The organism is Ekhidna sp. (assembly GCF_965228795.1).
GTDB lineage: Bacteria > Bacteroidota > Bacteroidia > Cytophagales > Cyclobacteriaceae > Ekhidna.
The window spans coordinates 4,273,170-4,287,662 of record NZ_OZ245839.1; the positions used below are offsets into that span (position 1 = coordinate 4,273,170).

The 14,493-nt window shown below is 39.7% G+C and carries 17 protein-coding genes; 9 read left to right on the plus strand and 8 right to left on the minus strand.

The features are described 5' to 3' along the window. The first annotated feature begins 39 nt into the window (after positions 1-39). From ACQK2H_RS19320 to ACQK2H_RS19355, 8 genes are all read left to right on the plus strand, one after another. Positions 40-1,050: a DHH family phosphoesterase gene (locus tag ACQK2H_RS19320; RefSeq protein ID WP_425393026.1), complete on the plus strand. Its 1,011-nt coding sequence runs from the start codon at positions 40-42 to the stop codon at positions 1,048-1,050. Further along, positions 1,047-1,940 (plus strand): FKBP-type peptidyl-prolyl cis-trans isomerase, encoded by an 894-nt coding sequence (locus ACQK2H_RS19325; RefSeq protein ID WP_425393027.1) that lies wholly within the window; start codon positions 1,047-1,049, stop codon positions 1,938-1,940. The genes ACQK2H_RS19320 and ACQK2H_RS19325 overlap by 4 nt, the downstream gene beginning before the upstream one ends. Positions 1,941-1,944: 4 nt before the next feature. Beyond that, a complete protein-coding gene (locus ACQK2H_RS19330; RefSeq protein ID WP_425393028.1) occupies positions 1,945-2,577 on the plus strand; it encodes an FKBP-type peptidyl-prolyl cis-trans isomerase in 633 nt (210 codons plus the stop codon). Between the two features lies 1 nt (position 2,578). Next, the gene (rdgB, locus tag ACQK2H_RS19335; RefSeq protein ID WP_425393029.1) at positions 2,579-3,163 is read left to right on the plus strand and encodes an RdgB/HAM1 family non-canonical purine NTP pyrophosphatase; all 585 of its coding nucleotides are present in this window, start codon (positions 2,579-2,581) and stop codon (positions 3,161-3,163) included. Next, positions 3,150-3,764 (plus strand): uridine kinase family protein, encoded by a 615-nt coding sequence (locus ACQK2H_RS19340; protein ID WP_425393030.1) that lies wholly within the window; start codon positions 3,150-3,152, stop codon positions 3,762-3,764. The genes rdgB and ACQK2H_RS19340 overlap by 14 nt, the downstream gene beginning before the upstream one ends. A gap of 22 nt (positions 3,765-3,786) precedes the next feature. Further along, positions 3,787-4,131 carry a hypothetical protein gene (locus tag ACQK2H_RS19345; protein WP_425393031.1) on the plus strand — a complete coding sequence of 115 codons (345 nt, stop codon included), beginning with the start codon at positions 3,787-3,789 and terminating at the stop codon, positions 4,129-4,131. An 84-nt stretch (positions 4,132-4,215) separates the two neighbouring features. Then, positions 4,216-7,200, plus strand: coding sequence for a protein translocase subunit SecDF (gene secDF / locus ACQK2H_RS19350; protein WP_425393032.1), 2,985 nt, complete (start codon positions 4,216-4,218; stop codon positions 7,198-7,200). Positions 7,201-7,352: 152 nt separating this feature from the next. After that, positions 7,353-8,078, plus strand: a complete 726-nt coding sequence (locus tag ACQK2H_RS19355) for a hypothetical protein (RefSeq protein WP_425393033.1) — start codon at positions 7,353-7,355, stop codon at positions 8,076-8,078. A 3-nt stretch (positions 8,079-8,081) separates the two neighbouring features. Here ACQK2H_RS19355 and ACQK2H_RS19360 read toward each other — a convergent pair whose 3' ends face one another. The 8 genes from ACQK2H_RS19360 to ACQK2H_RS19395 all read right to left on the minus strand — a co-directional run bounded on the left by ACQK2H_RS19360 (position 8,082) and on the right by ACQK2H_RS19395 (position 14,192). After that, positions 8,082-8,351, minus strand: a complete 270-nt coding sequence (locus ACQK2H_RS19360; RefSeq protein WP_425393034.1) for an acylphosphatase — start codon at positions 8,349-8,351, stop codon at positions 8,082-8,084. Then, the gene (locus ACQK2H_RS19365; protein WP_425393035.1) at positions 8,348-8,833 is read right to left on the minus strand and encodes a YciI family protein; all 486 of its coding nucleotides are present in this window, start codon (positions 8,831-8,833) and stop codon (positions 8,348-8,350) included. The genes ACQK2H_RS19360 and ACQK2H_RS19365 overlap by 4 nt, the downstream gene beginning before the upstream one ends. Before the next feature lie 33 nt (positions 8,834-8,866). Further along, the gene (locus ACQK2H_RS19370; RefSeq protein ID WP_425393036.1) at positions 8,867-9,454 is read right to left on the minus strand and encodes a NifU family protein; all 588 of its coding nucleotides are present in this window, start codon (positions 9,452-9,454) and stop codon (positions 8,867-8,869) included. A 215-nt stretch (positions 9,455-9,669) separates the two neighbouring features. Next, a complete protein-coding gene (locus ACQK2H_RS19375) occupies positions 9,670-11,067 on the minus strand; it encodes a dicarboxylate/amino acid:cation symporter (RefSeq protein WP_425393037.1) in 1,398 nt (465 codons plus the stop codon). A 41-nt stretch (positions 11,068-11,108) separates the two neighbouring features. Then, positions 11,109-12,191 (minus strand): chorismate synthase, encoded by a 1,083-nt coding sequence (gene aroC, locus ACQK2H_RS19380; RefSeq protein WP_425393038.1) that lies wholly within the window; start codon positions 12,189-12,191, stop codon positions 11,109-11,111. Next, positions 12,184-12,519: a type II toxin-antitoxin system PemK/MazF family toxin gene (locus tag ACQK2H_RS19385; protein WP_425393039.1), complete on the minus strand. Its 336-nt coding sequence runs from the start codon at positions 12,517-12,519 to the stop codon at positions 12,184-12,186. Before ACQK2H_RS19385 ends, aroC begins: the two co-directional genes overlap by 8 nt. Beyond that, positions 12,509-12,709, minus strand: a complete 201-nt coding sequence (locus ACQK2H_RS19390; RefSeq protein ID WP_425393040.1) for a hypothetical protein — start codon at positions 12,707-12,709, stop codon at positions 12,509-12,511. Before ACQK2H_RS19390 ends, ACQK2H_RS19385 begins: the two co-directional genes overlap by 11 nt. A 31-nt stretch (positions 12,710-12,740) precedes the next feature. Then, entirely contained in the window at positions 12,741-14,192 is a 1,452-nt protein-coding gene (locus ACQK2H_RS19395) for a BatD family protein (protein ID WP_425393041.1), read from the minus strand. A 102-nt stretch (positions 14,193-14,294) separates the two neighbouring features. Here ACQK2H_RS19395 and ACQK2H_RS19400 point away from each other — a divergent pair, with 102 nt between their 5' ends. After that, positions 14,295-14,474, plus strand: coding sequence for a hypothetical protein (locus ACQK2H_RS19400; RefSeq protein ID WP_425393042.1), 180 nt, complete (start codon positions 14,295-14,297; stop codon positions 14,472-14,474). Positions 14,475-14,493: the final 19 nt, after the last annotated feature.

Here is a 14,493-nt window from a genome sequence, read left to right on the forward strand (position 1 = left end):
AATTTTGCGGTTCACTTTTGCCCGTTTCGGGCATTTTTTATGAAGGACACACAAGCGTTAAAGGACTTCTTACAATCCCCTAAAAAGATCGTTATTACCACTCATGCAAATCCGGATGCGGATGCATTGGGGTCTTCACTGGGTCTGCATCACTTTTTGATACAATTGGGTCATGAAGTGAGTACGATTGTCCCAAATAGCTACCCTGACTTCCTAGAGTGGATGCCGGGCAACCATTTGGTGATAAACTATGAAAAATCAACAGAGGCTGCAGAAAAGCTTTTAGCTAATGCTGAACTACTTTTTTGTCTTGACTATTCCGGTTTCGGAAGAATAAAGGGAATGAAAGAAGCAGCATCCGGCACTTCAGCTAAGATTGCGCTAGTGGATCATCATCTGAATCCTGAAATAAAGCCGGATTTTAATTTTTGGAATGACAAGTCTGCAGCAACGGCCGAGCTCATTTTTGACTTAATTGTAGAGTATAGTGGTAAAAATGCGATTGATAAGGATATTGCAGAATGCCTTTATGCAGGAATAATGACTGACACAGGATCATTTAAGCATCCATCTACCACCTCCAAAATACATCGTATGGTGGCCGAGCTTATAGATCTTGGGGCAGATGTCAATAAGGTGAGCCGTCTCATTTACGACACCAATTCACTTGATCGCCTTCGGTTTCTTGGTCATGCTTTGGCTGAGAAACTAAAAGTCGATGAAAAATCCCGTGTTGCTTACTTTATAATAGGTGAGGAAGACTTTAAAGATTTTAGACTTAAGCAGGGAGATACTGAAGGATTAGTGAATTATGCGCTTTCAATCAAAGGCATAGTAGTTGCTGCAATTATTATCCAGCGTGATAATGAAATAAAACTATCATTCAGGAGTATAGGGGACTTTGCAGTTAATAAATTCGCGGAAGAATACTTTAGTGGTGGTGGACATAAGAATGCTTCTGGCGGAATGTCAGAGTTATCACTACAGGAAACAGAAAAAAAATTCAAGGAATTAATAGAGAAAGACATTTTAAATACAAGAATCAAATGAGAAAATTAGGATATATCGTATTAGCCATCATAATGGTAGCATGTGGATCCAACACCTTTGAAACAGAAGGTGGCACAGTTGTTACCTATGTTGAAAAAGGGGACGGAGAAACACCAGTAGATAGTCTAGTTTCAATGTTCAAAATAAAATATACTACTGAGAATGGATTTGTGATGATGGATGCAAATGAGCCTATGCCTCTTAAGATTGATCCAAATAATGCAGTAGCGCAAGGCGAACTTTTTGAAGTGCTGACACAGCTTAGAACAGGAGATAGTGTTGGATTTGAACTGGTTGCTTCTGAGTTATTCGAAAATACGTTTAGAGCACCACTTCCCGACTCAATTCCGGCTGACAGCAAAATCAAGTTCGAAATTGCCTACATAGATCAGTTGACTGAGCAAGGATACTATGATATGGTAGCTGAAAAAGCAGAGGCTGCTGCAGAAAAGCAAATGGTCATCGATAACGAGCTTTTAGATACTTACCTGGAAGAAAAAGGTATTGATGCTCAAACCACTGAAAGTGGATTGAGATATGTAATCAAAGAAGAAGGAACGGGTCCTAAACCTGAAGTAGGACAAAGCGTAAAAGTAAATTATGCAGGATACGTTTTGAGTGGCGAATATTTTGACACAAGCATTGAATCAATTGCTAAAGAGCAAGGTATTTATAGAGAGGGTAGAGTTTACGAGCCATTTACCTTTCCAATCGGTCAAGGAAGAGTGATAAAAGGATGGGATGAAGGAATTGCTTTGCTGAATGTTGGCACAAAAGCAACACTATATATACCAAGTCCACTTGGATATGGAAGTAGAAGTTCAGGAAATGTGATTAAACCGAATTCTATCCTGGTATTTGACGTTGAGCTAGTAGACATAGTTGAGTAATCAAATGAAAAAAGGGATTTTAATTGGACTAGGGGCTGCCATTTCATTTTTAATGGCCTGTGGTGATGGAAATGTGATCATTCAAGAAGATCCGGATATCCAGCTTGAGAAGGATAGTATTGCTATTGCAGCATATCTTTCAGAGAAGGGCTATGATGATTACAAAATCACTGATACCGGAACAAGATATATAATCCTTGAGGAAGGCGATGGCTTACCTATTGATGAAAGTGACATTGTTTCTTTTGATTATACAGGTATTCTCCTATCCGACACCATTTTTGATACATCAATAAAATCTGTAGGCGATAGCATCAGAGCTCATTTTCTTCAGGATAGTGTGGGTCTTGCAGATAAGTCTATCCACCAAACGTTTTTGACGCTGTTTAGTCAAGGAAAAGTATATGCACCTTTGACTTATACCTATTCCTCATCGGGATGGACCATCAATGAGCAATTTATTACCGGCTTTTCAGATGGTGTCACTGAGACATTCAAAGAAATGAATGTGGGTGGTAAATCAATTATTATCATTCCTTCCGGAATAGCATACGGAACGAGAGGAAACGGAACGCTAATCGCTCCTAATACTCCGATTTTATTTGAACTTTATCCTACCAAAGTAATCAAACAATAAAATGAAGATTTGCTTTGCTTCGCATAATGCTAACAAAGTCAAAGAACTCAATCAGTTAATGCCCGATGACATTCAGATCATCGGGCTTGATGAATTACAAATTACTGAGGACATTCAGGAAACCGGAAAGACACTAGAGGAAAACTCCTTAATCAAAGCCAGGTATGTTTATGATAAACACCGACTACCGGTTTTAGCTGATGATAGTGGATTATTGGTAACCACTCTTAATGGAGAGCCTGGAGTCTACTCGGCAAGATATGCTGGTCTTGAAAAGGACGATAACAAAAACATGGACTTGTTATTGTCAAACCTCAAGGGTAAAACTGACAAATCCGCCGAATTCCAAACAGTAATTACCTTTATTGATAGCGAGGGAGACACCCATCAATTTAAAGGGCATGTAGAAGGGGAAATTATTACTGAAAAAAGGGGAACCAATGGTTTTGGATACGATCCCATATTCATGCCTAAAGGGTATGATAAGACCTTTGCTGAATTATCATCCGAAGTGAAAAATCGCATCTCCCATAGAGCAAAAGCTATTCAAAAGCTACTCGAACATTTACATCATGTCAGCCAATAAACCAATAGTCGTAGGAATAACCGGGGGTAGTGGTTCAGGAAAAACACTTTTCATGAATGAGCTGATTCGTCAAGTGCCCACTGCAGCGCTACATTCAATGGATAATTACTACATTGACAAAAAAAGTCAGCCCAAAGATGATGAGGGGATTGAGAACTTCGATACTCCTGACTCTATTGACCAAAAAAAATTTAGTGAAGACTTATTAACTCTGATTTCAGGCAATAGCATTGAAATCACCGAGTATACCTACAATAATGACCGGGACAACCCCACGCCCAAGAAGCTGATTATTGAAAGTAAGCCTATCATACTTGTGGAGGGAATATTCGCATTCCATACACAGACCGTTCGTGAACTACTCGATTTAAAACTATATATCGAAGCTCCGGATTACCTGATGATGAAGCGAAGAATTATTCGCGATTCCAAGGAAAGGGGTTATGATTTAGATGACGTGCTTTACAGATACGAGCATCATGTGACCCCCGCCTATAAAAAATACATTGAGCCTTCAAAAGATTACGCAGACTTAATAATCCCTAATCACGACAGCTTTGAAAATGCACTAAAAGTAATAACCGCTTTTCTTAATCAGTGATTTTACTACATTTGCCCCCACTTTGAAACCACTCAGATCTATATCGAAGAAATTTTATCAAGCTGTTTTTGGCGTGATGATAGGGATATTTGTGCTTACCCAGGCGGTAATTATTCCAAATGAGCAGGTGGATAAACAGGAGCAAGGCGAATCAGAGAGCGATGCAAGCCAGCAAATCTCCAAGTCAGCGATCGTTCCTACTTCTACTTTACAGATTAACCTGGATTATCAATCGTATTTAGTTACAGAGCTTTTTTATCAAGATGATGAAGATGAAAAAGTGCCTGTGGTCAAGACATTGCTACCGGCTAGTCAAAAAGCATTAAAAATACTTTTCCGGCGTATCATTTCTCCAAACGCGCCCTGAGTCTATCCATTTTTATAGTCTCAAATTCAAGCAAATTTTACAACCAAAACTCATTGGATAATCCAATGAAATAATCTTATAACCATGAAAAACAAAGGATTTATAGTCTTTTTAACGATACTGATTTCATTACTCTGTATCTACTATTTATCGTTTACTTACATCTCTCAAAACATTCAAAAAGAAGCCAGATCGGCTACTGAGAATGCAGATGGAACGGTAGACGTTTCTGAAAAACAGCGATATCTGGATTCTATCTGGAATGAGCCGGTTTACAACCTATTCGGAATTGATTACACCTACAAGGAAATCAAGGAAACTGAATTAAATCTTGGTCTTGACCTTCAGGGTGGTATGCACGTAACATTGGAGGTATCTCCAATTGATATCCTCAAAGGATTAAGCGGAAACAGCACTGATCAGGATTTTCTAGCTGCATTAGCTGCAGCAAAACAAAATGTACGAGGTACACAATTAAACTTTGTTGATGAATTCTATAGTGAGTTCAAAGAGAGAGCACCGGGTAAAGAGCTTGCACAAATCTTTGCTACTGCAGCTAATAGAGGAAGAATCAGCCTTCAAAGCACAGATGCTGAGATACTTGAAATTATCGATACTGAAGTAGAAAGTGCAATTGATCGATCATTCAATATTCTAAGAACAAGGATTGATCGATTTGGTACCTCACAGCCTAACATTCAGAGATTACAAGGAACCGGCAGAATTCAAATTGAGCTTCCGGGAGTTGATAATCCGCAACGGGTTAAAAAACTTTTGCAAGGTGTTGCGAAACTTGAGTTCTGGGAGGTTTACCAGCAGCAGGAAGTAGCACCTGTACTTATGTCTATCAATTCATTGATAGTGGAGGAAATGAAAAACAATCCTTCTTCTATTGATTTGGATGATGAGGGAGACAAACAAGTAAAGGATGACATTACCGCTTTATTAGAGGGTAGTGAAACAGATTCACTTGCTTCCACTGAAGGGGATTCAACGGAAAATGATGCGCTGGACTCTCTGATCAATACAACACAATCTCCATTGTTTGATTTACTTGTAAATTCACAATATGGCGGATTGATTTATGACGTGAAAGATACGTCTAAGGTCAATAGAATCCTGGAGCGTGATGATGTACAAGCAATTATCCCAGCAACTATGAAGTTTTTGTGGGATGTGCAGCCAAAAGATAAAGGCGAAGATGTTGGAGGTCCAGACTTATTGGAACTATATCCTATTCGCACCAATAGAAGTGGTAAAGCATCGCTTACAGGAGAGACTATCTCAAGCGCTACTGCTTCATTAAATGAGCGAGCTGAACCGGAAGTTAGCATGCAAATGAATGCTACAGGCTCAAGAACCTGGGCGAAAATGACAAGAGAAAACATCGGTCAACGAATTGCTATTGTTCTTGATAATTATGTGTTCTCTGCTCCTTATGTAAATGGTGAAATTCCAAATGGAAGCTCATCAATTTCCGGTGGATTTAAAACAATAGAAGAAGCAAAAGATCTTGCTAATATTCTAAAGGCCGGATCTCTTCCTGCTCCTACTACTATTGTGGAAGATGTTGTTGTAGGGCCAACACTCGGAAAAGTAGCGCAGAGTCAAGGACTAAACTCAATCATGATAGGTCTAATCATCGTGATTGTGTTCATGGTTTTTTATTACGCCAAAGGCGGTTTGATTGCAAATCTTGCGCTTTTCTTCAACGTATTCTTCATCATGGGTATTCTAGCCCAGTTTGGTACTTCACTGACATTACCAGGTATAGCAGGTATTGTGCTTACCATCGGTATGGCGATCGATGCGAACGTACTGATCTTCGAAAGAATTAAAGAAGAGCTAAGAAATGGAGCCGGGTTAAAAGCAGCTATTTCTTCCGGGTACTCTAAAGCTTACTGGTCAATTTTTGATGCGAATGTTACCACCTTGATTGTTGGGTTTATCCTTTTCACGCTGGGTCAAGGCCCTGTAAAAGGTTTTGCTATCACATTGATGATAGGTATTGTTTGCTCATTCTTTAGTGCTGTATTCATCACAAGAGTGATTGTAGAAGCATTCTCTAAGAAGGGAGATAATTCGAAGCTTTCATTTGCTAATGCATTCTCTAGAAATGCACTGACAAATCTGAACATCGATTTCTTAAGCAAACGTAAGCTTGCCTATATGTTTAGCATCGTCTTCATCTCTATTGGGGTTGTAGCGATGTTTGTTAAGGGTATTACTTTAGGAGTAGACTTCAAGGGGGGTAGATCTTATGTAATCACATTTGATGAGCCCAGAAACCCAACGGAGATAAAAACTTCATTGAGTAACTACTTTGAAAATGCAGGAACAGAGGTGAAAACCTTTGGGGCTCCAAACGTTTTAAAGATTACCACTTCATATAAGATAGATGAAGAAAATGACGAAGCTGATTTAGTCGTTAGAAACGAGCTGATTAAAGGATTGTCAGAAACAACAGGGCTTTCATACATTGAGGATGGTTCGCAGCTAAGTGATGGGAATTTCACTATATCCAGCTCTTCAAAAGTGACCGCCACTATTGCTGATGATATTAAGAATTCATCCTATAAATCAGGAATCATTGCACTGATCTGTATCTTTATCTATATCGTATTCCGATTTAGAAAATGGCAGTTTGGGCTAGGGGCGATCATCGCACTATTCCACGATACTTTGTTTGTATTGTCTGCTTTTGCAATCGCAAACCTTGCGGGAATCTCCTTTGAGGCTGACCAGGTATTTGTTGCTGCAATTCTGACCATCATTGGTTATTCCATTAATGATACAGTGGTGGTATTCGACAGAATCAGAGAAAACCTGGGAATCAAATCAGGCTCTGAGCTAATCCCTGTATTCAATGAATCACTCAATAATACAGTGAGTAGAACCTTCATCACTTCATTAACTACCTTGATTGTGGTGCTTGTTTTATTCCTTTTTGGTGGGGCAGTTCTTCAAGGATTCTCCTTCGCTTTATTGGTCGGAATTATTGTAGGTACGTATTCATCCATATTCATAGCTACACCAATTGTGGTGGATTTGAATAAAAAAGAAGTCTGATAGTAAGCATTTTAATCAAGCCCACACCCCTTCAGGTGTGGGTTTTTTTATGCCTTTTGATCATTTAGCGACCTTATCAAACACTCCTAAATCTTCATTGATGTTGTCAATTGTCAGATTAACCGTTAAATTCAGGCTACCAAATCACGAATATGTCAAAGGGTAAATTTCCTGTCTACTTCTTCCTAGCGATTGTTTTTTTAGGAATCGCTAAAATCCTGCAAATATTTGTATTTGATGCTGATCAGTACAAAAAGAGCAAGGAAACCAAGTTTTCTAACAGCAATAAAACAGAGACTCCTAAAAAGAAGGATGTTTTGAAGGCAGGAGCCAGTATTGATTCTTTAAGGATAGAAACACAGCCAACCACAGATACGTTAGAAGTGGCTACAAATGTCAATGACGACCTGCAAGAGGCGTCAGGTCAAGAACAGGGAGATTGGGAAGAAAATGAATCTCAGGGATCTGATTTTGCAAACACCAACGATTTAAGTGATCTAAAAAACACTTATTTAGCCCCTATTATTTCTAAGCTTCCTCAGGGTCAGTTGCGTGAAGATGTTGTCATCAGGTACTACCGGCACGATCAGGATGGAGAAAAGGTCTATGCCCTTAAAGATTTAGGCTACTACATTCATGAAAAAGAAGCAACAGAGACAGCCGGACTTGGTAGCAATGTCATTTATTATGGATCGGATGTAGCTGTGGAAGATATTAAAATTGTGGCTTTCACTTTACAGTCACAGGGAATCCCGATCAAATCTATTAAGCCTACTAGTTTTGGCTGGAAATCAAACGCGATTGAAATTGGGACTGATCCAGATCTCATTGATTCGGTGAACTTAACTGTTCTTGATATCCAGAATTTCAGCAAGTAATCACTAATGACGCACTTCGAAACGTGTGAATCCTTGCTTTTCTATCTCTTCAACCTTCACTGTTTCCACTTGAGCAGCTGACGGACCGATGGTGCACCATTGCTTAAAATCCCTAATTGGCTCTTCTTTTCCTTCAATCTCAATTAAGACTGATCCGTCAGGTTCGTTACGAACCCACCCTTTCAAACCAAGCTGATTTGCTTTTTCCTCTGTAGATGCTCTGAAAAAAACACCTTGTACTTTTCCTTTTACTCTGATCCTATTGGCAATCATATAGATTCCTTGGCAAGCTTTTCGTGCATTTCTCCCATCTTCATCAAAGCTGCACTACCATACCAGGGGTGCAACTCCATTTCCAGCCTTCCTGCCTGAATGGCTGGATCTGTTGCCGTTAGCTCTCTTGCTTCTTCAACTGTCTCAACAGCGAAAATATAAATGCCCTTTACTTCCCAATTATCAAAAAACGGCCCTGCCATCACTAATTTTCCTTCTTCAGCCATTCGGGTGATGTTATCAAGATGAGCACGTTGCAGTTGTGCCGCTTCCGTTGAATCTTGATCACGATTTGGACCTTCTTTCAATAAGGCCATTACATACCTTCTCATCCCATAGTCATCTGCTCCCGTTTCAACCGCGAGCAAAGAGTCATAGCTTGATATTATCATTTCGGATTTTTCAGCAGCTGAAGATGCTGCGGGCTTTTCACAGGCAAGTAAAATACCTATCGATAGAAGCGCAAGGAATAATTTTTTCATAAAAGAAGCTTTACTTCTTTAAAGATGAATAAATCAGCCCTCTTCTGCAACCACTTCTTTGACCTCAGGAACCATTCGCTTTAACAGGTTTTCAATGCCATTTTTAAGCGTAATTGTAGATGAAGGACATCCACTGCATGACCCTTGAAGCGTTACCGTTACTATTCCGTCTTTGTACGATGCAAGTTTGATTGCGCCACCATCCATTTCTACAGCAGGCTTTATGTATTCTTCTAAAACCCCTTTGATTTTAGCTTCTGCATCACTACCCGTCAATTCTTCATCAATATTGTCAGTGATTTCTTCCGTAAGAATCTCCTTACCATCGGTAAGAAAATCTTTGATAAACTGTTGAACCTTGGCCTTTACTTCGAACCAATCGATTTCTTCCTTCTTAGTAACCGTAATGAAATTACTCATGTAAAATACACCTGTCACAAAATCAAACGTTTCAAAAAGGGCTTTAGCAAGCGGTGCTTCGTTCGCACTCTCAATAGTTGGAAAGTCCCTGCTGACCCCTTCAGGCATCAACATGAAGTTTACAACGAACTTCAAGGAGTTCGGATTAGGGTTCGATTCAGTGTAGATATTCACTACTCTTGGTTCCTCAGTCATCTGCATAGTTTGTGCGTTTAGCAATACAATTACAAAGTTCGTAGAAAAGTTCGAAAGTAGCTCAGGAATAGCCGTTTATATAGTCACCATACTTCTTAATCGTTATTTATCACCCTAAATCAAAAAGTCATGGTAACCAAGAAAATTCAAGCAGCTATAATGGCTACAGTTATTCTGATAGCTATAGGTCTTTCCGTATACATATCGTATTTGATGCTGGCTTAGGCCTCTGGATTTAATTCTCCTTCTGTGCCTGCCACGAGTGTTGCTACCGTTGCATCACCGGTAACATTAACGACAGTTCGCAACATATCAAGCGGTCTATCAACAGGAAAAATGATAGCGATCCAGGCTGGATTTAATCCGACTGATCCTAGTACGATCATCATCATGATTAACCCTGCGCTTGGTACTGCTGCAGCACCGATTGAGGCTAGTGTGGCAGTGAGTACAATTGTTAACTGCTGACCAAGGGACAAATCAACCATGTGTAGCTGAGCCATGAATATTACTGCAACAGCTTGTAGGAGGCTAGTACCATCCATGTTTACAGTAGCACCGATTGGCAGCACAAAGCTGGCAACATTCTTTGATACACCCATGTTATTTTCAACACACTTCATGGTAACAGGTAGTGTTGCAGCACTGGAGCTTGTTGAAAATGCCATTAGTTGTGCAGGACTGATATTTTTAAATACCTTTTTATAGGTCATTCCTTTTACAAAAAGGATCAGTATGATCGGGTATACAATGAAGATCAGTGTTCCTAATCCTACTACCATTGTCAAGGCATAGGACCCCAGGCTTCTGAAAATTTCCAATACCTCAGCCGGAGTATCCGCCATTTTTGCAATCACACCAGCCAATAGTGCAAACACGAAATATGGTGCCGCCTTCATCACCAGCTCAACCATCTTTAAAAAGACCTCATTTATACTAATAATGAACTGAGCAACTGGCTGGGCTTTCTGTCCAACTATAGCGATAGAAATCCCGAAAAATATCGCAAAGAAAATCACCTGCAACATCAGTCCATTGTTGGAGATGGAGAAGACCAGGTTTTCCGGAACCATATCAACTAAAAACTGTAAAGGAGAAGCCTCTTTGGTAGACTCTGCATTGCTTTGAAGTTTCTCGACCTTTTCATCAATCACCTGTTCTGACCCTGATACTTCCAATACCAGATCCGCATATTGAGGATCATTCAAAAAGTTTTTATTGTCTTTTATCTCTTTCCCTGTCTCATTGGCCCAGAGCTCATAAGAAAGGCGATTTTTAATACGCTGCGTTTCATCCAGAAATGTACCCGGCTTTACTGTATTGACAAGAAGCAATCCTAGTGAGACTGCCAAAACGGTAGTCACCAGGTAAAAGCCGAGGGTTTTAGCACCCATTTTACCTAACCTGGATATATCACTTAATCCGCTGATTCCACTAATAATCGAAAACAGCACTAATGGAACAGCAATAAATTTCAACATGCGAATGAATATGGTACCAAAAGGATCAATCCAATTGATGGTGAATTCATTCCACCCTAATGCACTGGAAATAAATGCATATACAACACCTGCCACCAGGCCAATAATGATTTTTACGTGAAGGGGTAGGTTTTTCATGTTGTTGATTCGTAGTTAAATTAAATAATCTAGACCGAAACTTAGCCTCGCAATTTATTGGTTTGAGCTAATAAATAGAAATCTGCCATGACAATAGCAGACATAGCCTCTACAATTGGTACGGCACGGGGGACTACACACGGGTCATGGCGGCCTTTTCCTTTGACGGTTGTGGCTTTCCCGTCTTTATCTATGGAATCCTGATCCTGCATAATGGTCGCTACCGGCTTGAAGGCCACATTAAAATAAATGTCTTCGCCATTCGAAATCCCTCCTTGTATTCCCCCCGAATGATTGGTTTGGGTTTTGATTTTTTCTCCTGTGTTTTCAATGATATCATTGTGATCAGACCCCCTCATTTGCACACCATCAAAGCCACTTCCGAATTCGAATCCCTTTACTGCATTGATTGTGAGCATCGCATGACCCAATGCAGCATTTAGCTTATCAAAAAGCGGTTCGCCTAGTCCCGCTGGTACACCAGCTATTAAACCGGTCACAACGCCCCCTATGGTATCTCGCTCTTTCCTTACTTTATCAATGTACTCAAACATTTGCTGGGCCATATTTTCATCGGGGCATCTTACATCGTTGGAATCTGTTTTTGAAAGATCCAGCTCGGTATAATGTTTCTCAAGCTTCAAACCCCCAACCTGAGAAACGTATGCATGACTTGAAATTCCGACCTGCTTAAGAATAAGTTTTGCAATGGCACCCGCGGCTACCCAGCCTGCAGTTATTCTGGCTGAGCTTCGCCCTCCTCCTCTATAATCTCGAATGCCATATTTTTCCTGATATGTAAAGTCTGCATGCGAAGGGCGGTAAATGTCTTTTATGTGATCGTAATCCTTACTTTTTTGATCTTGATTTTTGATCAGAATAGTAATTGGAGCTCCTGTTGATTTGCCATCAAATACACCGGAAAAAAACTCGAAAGCATCCCCCTCTTTTCTTTGGGTTGTTATTTTGGATTGACCGGGCTTACGCCTGTTAAGCTCAGACTGAATAAAATCCACATCTAAGTCTATCTCGGCCGGACATCCGTCAATAACAATGCCTACTCCGGCTCCATGAGACTCCCCAAAGGAAGTGATCTTAAATATATTTCCGAGTGTATTACCCATCTACTCTTAATAAATCAAATGGCGACTGACTACTCCTGACCTTATTAAAATCCTTTTTATCGAGTTTACCTAAAATGCTATCCACCATACCTACATTTAAAGTAGCCAATTTATGCAGCCTGACAACAGATGGAAGCTTAAGGTTATAGGTCTCCCAATTATCAAGGACAACATCAAAATGAGAATGGTATTCCTTAGAAGTGATTCTTGCCACTAAAATATCTCCATCTCCGGCATCCAATATTACTAATGCGGGTCTCTTTTTTGATTTTTTGAGATCGGAAAATGGAAATTTTAAAAGGACAATGGTTCCAAATTCAAGCTTCATCGTAGATGGCGTCTACTTCATCATATCCTGTCAAAAACTGTGATACCGTGAGCTCATCAAAAGAATCATTAGCTTCCTCAAACAGAATAATAACTTTTACATCCCGATCGGTCAACAACTCTTCATCCACATTTTTTGGAATGGTAATCTTCTTGTTTTTAATGCTTGATTTGAATTCGATGGCTTTCATGACAGAAAAGTAATCAAAATTTGACCATTAATCATGCTGTCTTTTTAAACAGCAGGTAGGCAGTAAAGCCTAAGATTAAAACGATAAAGATATTAACTATGATGGTAAACCAGCTATTTCCATCAAGTGACTGCAAGTCATTGTCGGCGGAAGCTATTTGGTCATAAAAGTCTCCTAAATCATTCGAAGCTATCGAGAGATTTTTTCTACTATCTCCCGTTACAGTAATGTTATATTCAGAGCGTAGAGTGTCATAGGAATCAATTGCCGGATTAAAATAAATCCACGAGAAAAAATCGGCTAATTGATACTCTCCTGGCTCATTTGGGATCGCATAAAAATCGTAACGCTTCACCCCGGTGACTTTACCCGCTGCACGATTTACTCTTTGAGTCACATTTGGAGCGTAAAAATCAAAAACATCGCTATTCCCCGGATCAGGAGCTTCAATGGAACTGATATTTCCCTCACCAACAATATTGAACGAATAATTAAAGCTTTGTCCCGTTGCTAAGCTCTCGTTGCTCAATTCTTCATCCAATCTGTAATTACCTACAGCTACCTGATCTCTCAATGGATGTGGTGGTAACTCGATAACCTTTACCGTCTTTGCTTTTGAGTAAAATGTCTCGTAATCCTCTTGCCTGTTTCTACCGAAAAACGAAGGGTTCTTGGCAACTCTATATTTGATCATTTTAAGGCCAACAGAAGGGAAATCTATATCCTGCAGTGTCAAAGGATAATAGGCAGTCTGATAAATTTTGTACCTGGTATAGTTCCTTCCTCCGATCGTGACCGGATCTCCTGAAATCTGATCAATACTAAAGTTTTCTTCCCAACAGTTAGGCGGTTTTACAGTTTTTACGATTTCAGTAATTTGATTTGCAAGATCGTAGAACCTCATTTCAGCTCGATTGGATTCCGCCACATAAAATGCGAGTGTAGCAGTGAATCCCTCCCCAACATACACCTCATCCTTATCCAGAGAAAGGGCAACAAAAGCATCTGCTTCCACATCAACAAATTCTTCCGTCTCACTTCTTCCTCCGAAAAACTCCTCAAATGGATCTCTGCTAAATGGACTCTTTCGTGCCTGCCGCTGCACAGCATCTCCAACTACAATTTGCGTACCCTCAGATTTAATTTCTTCGCCATTAATGGTCATATAAAAAGGAGCAAGAAGAAATGTCCCTTTTTCCGTAGCTTGATAATTCTGCGTTAAGCTTTGCGTAGATGACATTCTACCGTTCACGTAGTTGGTAGTTGTTGATGAAGAGGTCCCTCTTTTTATGAATCCTTCTATCTCAGGGAAATCGCTGTACTGCTTCAGTCGATCATTTTCAACCTGAATGGTTATAGTAAAATACTGGTTGATTCCTATCTCATTTTCCCCTATCTTAATGGAAATATCTTGAGAAAAAACAGACATGGTAAAAACCAACATCACGGCACAACCTAAGAGAATCTTGTTCGTTAATTTCATGTAACTCTCGTTATTTTACTCAAACTAAATGTTAAAGATTATCATCCATCAGACCAGAACGCCAAATTTAAGGTGTGGGTTTGATCATTAACAATTATTCACATGCTAGAGTACTTCAAAACTATTTTATCGAAAGTAAGCTTTGATAAACGGCTATTTGAGAAAGAATTAAAAAAGGCCATTAAGGCACTTGTTCCGGAAGAAGTTGTATTACTCAAAGAATGGTGTTATCGTAAATTCAGCAGTCAGTATCAACCAATTTTAGCTACCTGCTTCGAATAAATACAAAAGCCCCGACACA

Excerpts from the sequence above, each read along its gene's own strand:
- ACQK2H_RS19395 (WP_425393041.1), bottom strand. The coding sequence starts at position 14,192 with ATGAAATTAACGAACAAGATTCTCTTAGGTTGTGCCGTGATGTTGGTT.
- ACQK2H_RS19340 (WP_425393030.1), top strand. The coding sequence starts at position 3,150 with ATGTCAGCCAATAAACCAATAGTCGTAGGAATAACCGGGGGTAGTGGT.
- ACQK2H_RS19390 (WP_425393040.1), bottom strand. The coding sequence starts at position 12,709 with ATGAAAGCCATCGAATTCAAATCAAGCATTAAAAACAAGAAGATTACC.
- ACQK2H_RS19355 (WP_425393033.1), top strand. The coding sequence starts at position 7,353 with ATGTCAAAGGGTAAATTTCCTGTCTACTTCTTCCTAGCGATTGTTTTT.
- ACQK2H_RS19365 (WP_425393035.1), bottom strand. The coding sequence starts at position 8,833 with ATGAAAAAATTATTCCTTGCGCTTCTATCGATAGGTATTTTACTTGCC.
- ACQK2H_RS19325 (WP_425393027.1), top strand. The coding sequence starts at position 1,047 with ATGAGAAAATTAGGATATATCGTATTAGCCATCATAATGGTAGCATGT.
- ACQK2H_RS19400 (WP_425393042.1), top strand. The coding sequence starts at position 14,295 with ATGCTAGAGTACTTCAAAACTATTTTATCGAAAGTAAGCTTTGATAAA.
- ACQK2H_RS19320 (WP_425393026.1), top strand. The coding sequence starts at position 40 with ATGAAGGACACACAAGCGTTAAAGGACTTCTTACAATCCCCTAAAAAG.
- ACQK2H_RS19375 (WP_425393037.1), bottom strand. The coding sequence starts at position 11,067 with ATGAAAAACCTACCCCTTCACGTAAAAATCATTATTGGCCTGGTGGCA.
- secDF (WP_425393032.1), top strand. The coding sequence starts at position 4,216 with ATGAAAAACAAAGGATTTATAGTCTTTTTAACGATACTGATTTCATTA.
- rdgB (WP_425393029.1), top strand. The coding sequence starts at position 2,579 with ATGAAGATTTGCTTTGCTTCGCATAATGCTAACAAAGTCAAAGAACTC.
- ACQK2H_RS19330 (WP_425393028.1), top strand. The coding sequence starts at position 1,945 with ATGAAAAAAGGGATTTTAATTGGACTAGGGGCTGCCATTTCATTTTTA.
- aroC (WP_425393038.1), bottom strand. The coding sequence starts at position 12,191 with ATGGGTAATACACTCGGAAATATATTTAAGATCACTTCCTTTGGGGAG.
- ACQK2H_RS19370 (WP_425393036.1), bottom strand. The coding sequence starts at position 9,454 with ATGCAGATGACTGAGGAACCAAGAGTAGTGAATATCTACACTGAATCG.
- ACQK2H_RS19385 (WP_425393039.1), bottom strand. The coding sequence starts at position 12,519 with ATGAAGCTTGAATTTGGAACCATTGTCCTTTTAAAATTTCCATTTTCC.
- ACQK2H_RS19360 (WP_425393034.1), bottom strand. The coding sequence starts at position 8,351 with ATGATTGCCAATAGGATCAGAGTAAAAGGAAAAGTACAAGGTGTTTTT.